Origin of the sequence: Nocardioides sp. GCM10030259, from assembly GCF_042666375.1 — a bacterium.
Lineage (GTDB): Bacteria > Actinomycetota > Actinomycetes > Propionibacteriales > Nocardioidaceae > Nocardioides.
Genome location: NZ_JBHTDF010000021.1, coordinates 37,397 through 45,276 on the forward strand (window position 1 = coordinate 37,397; position 7,880 = coordinate 45,276).

The 7,880-nt window shown below is 73.3% G+C and carries 8 protein-coding genes; 1 reads left to right on the forward strand and 7 read right to left on the reverse strand.

All coding sequences use genetic code 11. The annotated features are described in order from the left end of the window. Positions 1–18 precede the first annotated feature (18 nt). Positions 19–1,926 (reverse strand): BTAD domain-containing putative transcriptional regulator, encoded by a 1,908-nt coding sequence (locus tag ACFQQI_RS18250; RefSeq protein ID WP_378566728.1) that lies wholly within the window; start codon positions 1,924–1,926, stop codon positions 19–21. Between the two features lie 188 nt (positions 1,927–2,114). On the opposite strand from ACFQQI_RS18250, the gene ACFQQI_RS18255 reads away from it, so the two are divergent. Further along, the gene (locus ACFQQI_RS18255; protein WP_378566731.1) at positions 2,115–2,288 is read left to right on the forward strand and encodes a hypothetical protein; all 174 of its coding nucleotides are present in this window, start codon (positions 2,115–2,117) and stop codon (positions 2,286–2,288) included. Between the two features lie 9 nt (positions 2,289–2,297). Here ACFQQI_RS18255 and ACFQQI_RS18260 read toward each other — a convergent pair whose 3' ends face one another. The 6 genes from ACFQQI_RS18260 to ACFQQI_RS18285 all read right to left on the reverse strand — a co-directional run bounded on the left by ACFQQI_RS18260 (position 2,298) and on the right by ACFQQI_RS18285 (position 7,584). Beyond that, entirely contained in the window at positions 2,298–3,308 is a 1,011-nt protein-coding gene (locus ACFQQI_RS18260) for a hypothetical protein (protein ID WP_378566734.1), read from the reverse strand. Continuing rightward, positions 3,305–3,835: an RNA polymerase sigma factor gene (locus tag ACFQQI_RS18265; RefSeq protein ID WP_378566737.1), complete on the reverse strand. Its 531-nt coding sequence runs from the start codon at positions 3,833–3,835 to the stop codon at positions 3,305–3,307. Before ACFQQI_RS18265 ends, ACFQQI_RS18260 begins: the two co-directional genes overlap by 4 nt. A 93-nt stretch (positions 3,836–3,928) precedes the next feature. Continuing rightward, positions 3,929–5,179 carry an RNA polymerase sigma factor gene (locus tag ACFQQI_RS18270; RefSeq protein ID WP_378566740.1) on the reverse strand — a complete coding sequence of 417 codons (1,251 nt, stop codon included), beginning with the start codon at positions 5,177–5,179 and terminating at the stop codon, positions 3,929–3,931. Further along, a complete protein-coding gene (locus tag ACFQQI_RS18275; RefSeq protein WP_378566743.1) occupies positions 5,176–5,535 on the reverse strand; it encodes a YciI family protein in 360 nt (119 codons plus the stop codon). The genes ACFQQI_RS18270 and ACFQQI_RS18275 overlap by 4 nt, the downstream gene beginning before the upstream one ends. 200 nt (positions 5,536–5,735) lie before the next feature. Continuing rightward, positions 5,736–6,242 (reverse strand): hypothetical protein, encoded by a 507-nt coding sequence (locus ACFQQI_RS18280; protein WP_378566746.1) that lies wholly within the window; start codon positions 6,240–6,242, stop codon positions 5,736–5,738. A 97-nt stretch (positions 6,243–6,339) separates the two neighbouring features. Then, positions 6,340–7,584, reverse strand: coding sequence for a DUF222 domain-containing protein (locus ACFQQI_RS18285; RefSeq protein WP_378566749.1), 1,245 nt, complete (start codon positions 7,582–7,584; stop codon positions 6,340–6,342). Positions 7,585–7,880 lie beyond the last annotated feature (296 nt).

Genomic DNA, 7,880 nt, shown 5'->3' on the forward strand with positions numbered 1-7,880 from the left:
GTGGCTCCGGGTCCGGGGCTACCCGACCGAGGGGAGCCCGAGCTCCGCGAGGGCGCGCCGGTGCCTGTCGACCGCTCGCCGGGCCAGACCGTGGCGCCCGCCGTCGGTCAGCACCGCGGCGAGCGTCAGGTGGGCGTCGTCGTCGTACGGCTCCACCGCCAGCAGCCGGCGCAGCCAGGCCGCCGCCTCGTCGTGGTCACCCGCTGTCCGGCACAGGTCCGCGATCGCCCGCAGCGCCTGGACGTACGCCGCGTGTGCCTCGTCGCGCAGGTCGAGCACAGCGTCGTCGTACGGCGTGTCGGCGAACGGCTCGTCCGTCCGGCGCGACAGCGCGTCGGAGAGCAGCAGCCTGGCCTCCTCGACCGACCCGCGACGGCGCAGCCCGTGGGCAGCGGCGATGTCGCCGAGGAACTCCTCGACGTCGACCCTGACCGCCCCGGGGTCGAGCGCCACCGAGTCGCGGTCTGCCACGACCGCGTCCGGACCGAGGACGCCGCGCACGATCGACAGCACCACCGACAGCCGGTGCGAGGTCGTGGCGGGCTGCTCGTCGGGCCACAGCGCCTCGCACAGCTCGAGCCGGGGGACCGGCCGGCCGCGCCGGGCCACCAGGGCGCGGAGCAGGTCGCGCGCCCGGCGCGACTGCCAGGCGCTCGCCGGGACCGGCACACCCTCGACCTGCACCTCGAGCCGCCCGAACGTGCGGATCTCCACCACTGACGCGGGCGCCGGCACGGGACGGCCCTCGGCCACCCACCGCACGACCGCCACCCGGCCGGACATCTGGTCCTCCGGTGCTGCCGCCGGCAGTGCCGCCAGGCGCACGAGCACCCGGTCGCCGTCGTACGTCGCACCCGCCCCGCTCCAGATGCCGTGCGCCTCCCGCAGGGCCACCCGGGCCCGCGGTGGCGGGTCGGTGGTCGCCCGCAGCTCGAGCGCCTCGGCGAGCCAGGCCCGCTCCCGGCGGTGTCCGGCGTGGGCGACGGCGCGGGCGGCGTCCTCGGCGGCCGCCGCAGCGTCGCCCTCGGCGAGGGCGACTCGGCCCGAGGCGATCAGCGCCGGCAGCACGCCGGAGCCGCAGGCATCGGCGCGCGCGAGCTCGGCGAGACGCCGAGCCTCGTCCAGGTCGACCGGGATGAGGACCTCGGCCAGGCGGGTGAGGACCAGGGTCCGCACCCCGCGGTCGGTGTCGGGTCCCGAGGCCAGCCGGTGGGCGCCGCGCAGGTCCGCGAGCTCCTGCTCGGGTGCTCCCCGTCGAGCGTGGACGCGGCTGAGCCCCAGCAGGGCTCCCACGACTCGCGCCGTACCCACCCGGTCGGCCAGCGCGAGCTCGCGCTGGCAGCGGTCGACGGCATCGTCGTAGCGACCGAGGCGGGTCAGCGCCTCCGCCTCGTTCTCCAGGGCCACCAGCTCCAGGGCCGGTGCCGCGAGGTCAGCGGCCGCCTCGGCGGCGGCACCTGCGGTCTCGGCCGCCTCCGCGTAGCGGGCGTCGGCCAGCAGGTGGTGGCTGAGGTTGGCGTCGATCCTCGCCATCAGGTACCGGTCGCCCGCGCCGGCGGCGTGGGCCGCCGCTCGCCGGTAGTGCTCGCTCACGTCGTCCGGCTCACCGGAGAGGCTGTGGGCGAGCGCCAGGGCGACGTGCGCCGAGGCGAGTGCGCCGTCGTCGTCCACGTCGGTCGCGATGTGGTACGCCGCGTCGGCGTGCGCGAGGGCGGGCCCGGACCTGCCGAGGCGCCAGTGCGCGACGGCTCGGGCGGCCTCGGTCATCGCGAGATCGGCGTCGGGTCGTTCCCCGGCCCGCCCGGACCAGCTCGGCGCCCGGTCGAGGACGCGGAGAGCGAGGCGAGCGTCTCCGTGCTCATTGTGGTCGCGGGCGATCCGCCACGCCTCGGACGGCGGCACGAGGGCGACGTGCTCGGCTCTCACCGGCGGGTGATGGCGGACCTGACCCATGACACCGAGGACTCCTCGAGGACGACGTGTTCAGGTCAGGAGAGGCGAGCTCCACCCAGAGATACTCTCCGCCGCTGTCGATTTCGGTCGGTGTCGTTCGTGGACAGGGTGAGAGGAGCTACACAGGCCGCCAACCCGACGGTCGCTCCAGGTCCGAGGAGATGACCGAGATGTTCACGATCGAGGAAGAGACCGGCACCTACACCGGCACCCGCCGGCGGCACAACGGCTACTACGCCGGAGACTTCTCCGGCACTCCGATGCCCACGGCCGGCGAGCTCATGGCGCTGTCGAGGCTCCAGCCGCCGACGTTCCCGAGCACGTACGCGCACTGATCGCCGGGATCACGAGTCCGGGGCCGTCACCGACACGTCGTTGCCCTCGCCGTACGGGTCGATGCCGACCAGCCCGACGTCGCGGTTGCTGGCCTCGAGATGGCCGAGCACGGCCGGCGGGTCGCACCAGATCGTCGACTCACCGTCATCCCGGGTCAGCACCCACTCCGAGCCGTCCGTCGACGACCAGGCCACTCTCCGGCCGTCGCGGCTGCCGCGTGGCGCGACGACGCCCGGGGCGGTCAGCCCGCCGTCGACCTCGCGGATGGCGCAGATCGTCTCGGACCGGGGCAGGTCGAACACGCGCTGGTCGCCGGCCCGGGCCCACGACGTGCCGTCGGAGGACCGCCACAGGCCTGCGTGTCCGCCGTCGAAGCCCCAGGCGAAGTAGCCCAGGCGGGTGCTCGTGATCCCCCAGAGCGCGTCGGTGCCGCCCCGGGCCGGGGCGTCCACGGGGGACCGGACCCACGTCTGACCGTCGACGGACCGCCACGCGGCGGGACCACCCGCGTCGACCCCGACCGCGAGGAAGCCCGAGTCGGTCGAGATGACGTCGGTCAGGTTGTGGGAGTCCGGCGCTCCGTCGCGGGCCGGTTCCTGCCACTGGACGGCGTCGTCGGACCAGTAGACCGGCGGGCCGCCGCCCTCCTCGAGCTGGCTGCTGTCACCGACGACGACGAACCGACCGTTGCGGACCGCGATGGCGTGCGCCGAGAAGCGGTGGGGACCGGTCTCGATGGGATGGACCGCGGGACCCCCGTTCGCCTCCGCGGTCGGGCTCCCGGTCGCGGTGGGGGTCGGGATCGGCTCGACCGGCCGCGGGCCTCCCTGGGATCCCAGCAGGCTCCGGCCGACCGCGACCCCGAGCGCGATGACGAGCACAAGACCGATGACGACCCGGAGCTGACGGCGGCGGACGCGGCCGTCGCCGGTGCGACGTACCGTCTCGGGGTCGGCCAGGCTGACCCGCTCCGACCGGTCGGCGACCTCGCGGAGCAGGGCGTTGAAGTCGACGCTCATCGGCCCACCTCCCCCGAGACCGGCGGTTCGTCCACCGCAGCGGGGTAGTCCGGGCCGAGCGCCGCGACGAGGTGGGCGCGCGCCCGGAACAGCCGGCTCTTCACGGTGCCTTCGGCGACGCCGATCTCCTCGGCGATCTGGAGCACGGTCAGCCCGACCATCTCGTGCAGGACCAGGACCCTGCGGTGCTCGGGAGTGAGGCGGCGCAGGGCCGCCTCGATGTCGAGCCGGGTGTCGGACTCGTGCTGAGGGCGGGTCTCCGCGTCGTGGCCGAGCCGGACGAGCCGCCGCCTGGCGACGGACGCGCGACGGAAGTGGCTCACGGCGATCCGCCAGGCGACCGTGCGCACCCAGGCGGCCGGATCGTCGAGGCCCGACACCCGCGCCCAGCGTTGCCAGGCGCGCGTGTAGGCCTCCTGCACGACGTCGCCCGCCAGATCGGGGTCGGTGGTCATCGCGGTGAGCTGGCGCAGGACGCCCTCGCGCGTCCCGAGGTAGAACTCGTCGAACGATGCGCGGTCGGCCATCACGCCCTCCTCCCTGAGAATGACACGCCCGAGACGAGCTCTGCGTTCCATTTCAGGTCGGGCTCGGCGGCGAGCCGGAGGATTCCGCCGGCGTCAGGTGTGACGAATGCGCCTGCTCCGCGCCTCGAGCGCCTCGCGCTCGGCGGCGTTCTGGGTCAGCTCGATCGCCCTGCGGTAGGCGATCGCCGCGCCGTCGGCGTCCCCGGCCCGGGCCAGCAGCTCGGCTCGGGTCGCGTGCAGCGGCTGGTAGCGGTCGAGCCTCTCGTCGGCGTCGAGACCGGCCAGCAGGGCGAGGCCGACGTGCGGACCGTCGGCCATGGCCAGCGCCGCCGCCCGGTTGATCGTGACGACCGGCGACGGGGACAGCCGGGACAGCTCGCCGTACAGGGCTGCGATCTGGGGCCAGTCGGTGGCGTCCCAGTGCGGTGCCTCGGCGTGCAGCGCCGCGATGGCGGCCTGCACCTGGAAGGGTCCAGGCGACCCGAGGCGGAGCGCGCGCTCGAGGATCGCCGTGCCGTCGGCGATGGCGGCCTCGTCCCAGCGGCCGCGGTCCTGGTCCGCCAGCGCGACGGGCAGGCCCCGGGCGTCGGTCCGGGCCGGGCGCCGGGCGTCGGTCAGCAGCAGGAAGGCGAGCAATCCCATCGCTTCGGTGTCGTCGGGAAGCAGTTCGACGACCAGCCGGCTGAGGCGGATCGCCTCCCGGCACAGGTCGACCCGGACGAGGTCGTCACCGGAGCTGGCGACGTGCCCCTCGGTGTAGACGAGGTGGATCACGTGCAGGACGCCGTGCACCCGGTCCGGGAGCTCCTCCGCGTCGGGCACCCGGTAGGGGATCCGGGCGGTCTTGATCTTCTTCTTCGCCCGGACGAGGCGCTGGTACATCGTGGTCTCGGTGGTCAGGAACGCGCGGGACACCTCGGGCACCTCCAGGCCGCCCACGACCCGGAGCGTGAGCGCGACCCGGGCCTCCAGTGCGAGGGCGGGGTGGCAGCAGGTGAACAGCAGTCGCAGCCGGTCGTCGTCGACGCCGCTGCGGTCGGGCGGTTCGGGATCGGTCGTGTCGTCGTCCCTCATCAGTGTCTCCAGACGATCGAGTGCGGCGGACCGGGTGGCCTCGCGCCGCAGCCGGTCGATCGCCCGCCGGCGCGCGACGGTGGTGAGCCACGCTCCGGGCCGGGCCGGGACTCCGCGGGTGGGCCACTCGGCCACCGCGGTGGTGAACGCCTCGGACACCGCGTCCTCGGCCAGCCCGACGTCGCCGCCGAGCTGGCCGGCGAGCGTCGCGAGGAGTGTGGTCCACTCCTCGCGATACGCCCGCTCGATGGCCTCGACGGGGTCGGTCACCCGTCCTGCTCGTGGCTGGACAGCGGCCGGACCTCGACCGAGCCGTACGTCACGTGCGGCATCCTCTTGGCCCAGCTCAGGGCTGCGTCGAGGTCGGCGACGTCGATGATGATGTAGCTGAAGAACGACTCCTTGGTCTCCGCGAAGGGACCGTCGGAGACCAGGACTTCGTCGTTGCGGACGCGCACGGTGGTGGCGGTCGCCTCGGTGTCGAGGCCGTGGGCGGCGACCATCGAGCCGCTCGTACCGAGCTCGCCCATCACCTCGCCCCAGCTGGCCATCTCGGCGTCGAACTCGGGAGTGCCCTCGGCGGGGCCGACGCCGGCTTCGTGGCGGAGCAGCAGCATGTACTTCATGGGGAGCCTCCTGGGCTTTTTGTTGGTGTGTGGAACCTGCTTTCACCCTGACGTCGGGGCGTTCCGCCGGATTCGACACCTTCGACACGAAATTCTTCAGGAAGTTTCTACAGGCCGCTGCAACCAGGCCGCTGCAACCAGGGCGTCGTACCGAGGGCCGATGGCTGACGTGGCGCGCGCTCGATGCCCCCGCGGGGCGGTCAGCCCACGACCGCCGACAGTCCCGCGACCTGCCCGTCGAACTCGGCCGTGCACTGCAGGACTCGGCCGCCGCCGAAAGCCGCCATCTCGTTCGGCGCGACCGTGACGCCGTCCTTCTCGAAGCGGAGCGCTCGGATCAACAGGCGCGGAACCTGCTGGTAGTCGACCGGTCGGGCGTCCGCTTGGAGGAGGACCAGGTGGAGAACGGTCCGGGAGCCCACCCACCACTCGGGCAGCTGCCACAGGTCGAAGGACGCGCCGTCGAGCGTCACGGTGGCCGGGGCGTTCGGGCGCAGGTCGGTCCGACTCCCCGCCTCGGGACCGACGGAGTCCGCGGTCGCGGAGTCCGAGACGCCGGCCCGGCAGTGTCGATGCCCGACCTGGAACTCCGCCAGGTCGCTGAGCGCCACCCCGCCGAGGACGAGGTCACGCGGCCGGTTGGCGTCGATGTTGCCCGCCTCGTGGTCCCGGACCACGACCAGGTCGGGCAGCAGGAAGTGCTCCATGTCGAGGAACCTAGTGCCCCACAGCGCCGGCGGCAGCGCTTCGGTGGCTCGATGCGAATCGCAGAGTGGATGGCCTGCTCAGTGGAAGCACGGTCTGTCACGTGCGCCTGTGAAAGCGGACCTTGCCGCCGGGCAGGTGGGTGGTCTGGTAGTCGGGGTGGTGGGCGAGGCCGTGGTGGTAGGCGCATAAGGGCCTGCCGTCCTTCAGGTCGGTCCGGCCGCCGTGAGCCCATGGGGTGGTGTGGTGGGCGTGCAGGCCGGTGGTGTGGTCGCACGCCTCTGCGGCGCAGCCGCGGTATTGCACGAACATCGCGAGGCGTTGCTGGTCGCTGAACGTACGACGCTTCCGGCCGAGGTCCAATGGCACGGAGTCGCCGCCGAGGACGACGGGGATGATCCCGGCCTCACAGGCGAGCCGTCGGGCCATCCCGGGGCTGATCGTGTCGCCGGTGTCGAGGACGCCGGCCTTCTCCAGCCGTCCCGTCAGGACGTCGAGGTCCATCAGCACCAGCACGGTGGCGTTGATGCCGCCGGTGCGCGGGAGCTTCTTGACCGGGTAGCGGGCGATGTACTCGCAGAACGCCTGACCCAGCGCCTGCGGCGTGGGTCGGCGTTCGACACCGGCGCCCTGGGTGGCGGCCTGGTGCTTCGGCGCCATGATCGCCATCAGCGCCTTCCGCAGCGCGGCGCCGTAGAAGCGCGGGACGGTGAACGTGCCGCGCGTCCGACCACGGTCGTCATCGCGGATCACCAGCTCGCAGGCCTTGGCCGCGGCGGCCTCCTCCTCGGCGAGCAGCCGGGCCTCGTGCGCGTCCGCCTGCTCGGGCGCGACGACCTCGTAGAGGTGCCGGCCGAGGTGGTTGAGGTCGCGGGCGTCATGGTCACGGGCCTGCGCGAGGAGGTGACGCTCGGCCCTCTCGAGGACGTCGGCGCCGAGGTCGTCGGGGAGCTTGTCGACCCAGCGGATGATCACCCGGGCCTGCTCGGCCAGCACCTGGCCGGCGGCGAGCGCGTCCCGCGTCAAGGAGTGCTGCTCCAGGGCGTGACCAAGCCGGACGGTTCCATGGGCCGCCAGGCGTGTGCTCCTGGTCTGGTGGGCGAGCCAGTTGCCCGCGTTGGAGGCGCCGACCTCGGAGCCGACCTTGATCTCGTCGGCGTGCGCGGCGACGCGGGCCTTCAGCTCCACGATCCGGGCCTCCGCGCGCTCCAGGGAGACCAGCGTCGCGCCGGTCTCGTCGGCGCCCATGGACCACACGGATGCGTCCGCGACGGCGTCGAGCTCGGCGTGGACATGCGCGACCGCGGCACTGACCCGGTGCCGGGGTGTTGCGATCGCTGTCATGGGTCTAGCCAACGCACCCCCACCGACACCCAGCCCGATCAGGCGGATCGCCTGTGCAAACACCGGTGGGAAGCCGGCCTGTGGACGGAAGGCGGCCCGCGGAGGGTGGTTTCGAGGCTCGTCGCTGGCGCTCCTCGCACCTCAACCACCGCATCCTGGAGCCCGCGAACCGACCGCAGGTCGGCGTCGTCCCGATAGGCGCCAACTCGTCCGGTGAACCGCCCCGGGATGTCCGGAGGCTTCATTAGTTGGAGGATGAAGTCATGGCACGTCCCAGCAAGTACCCCCGGGAGCTG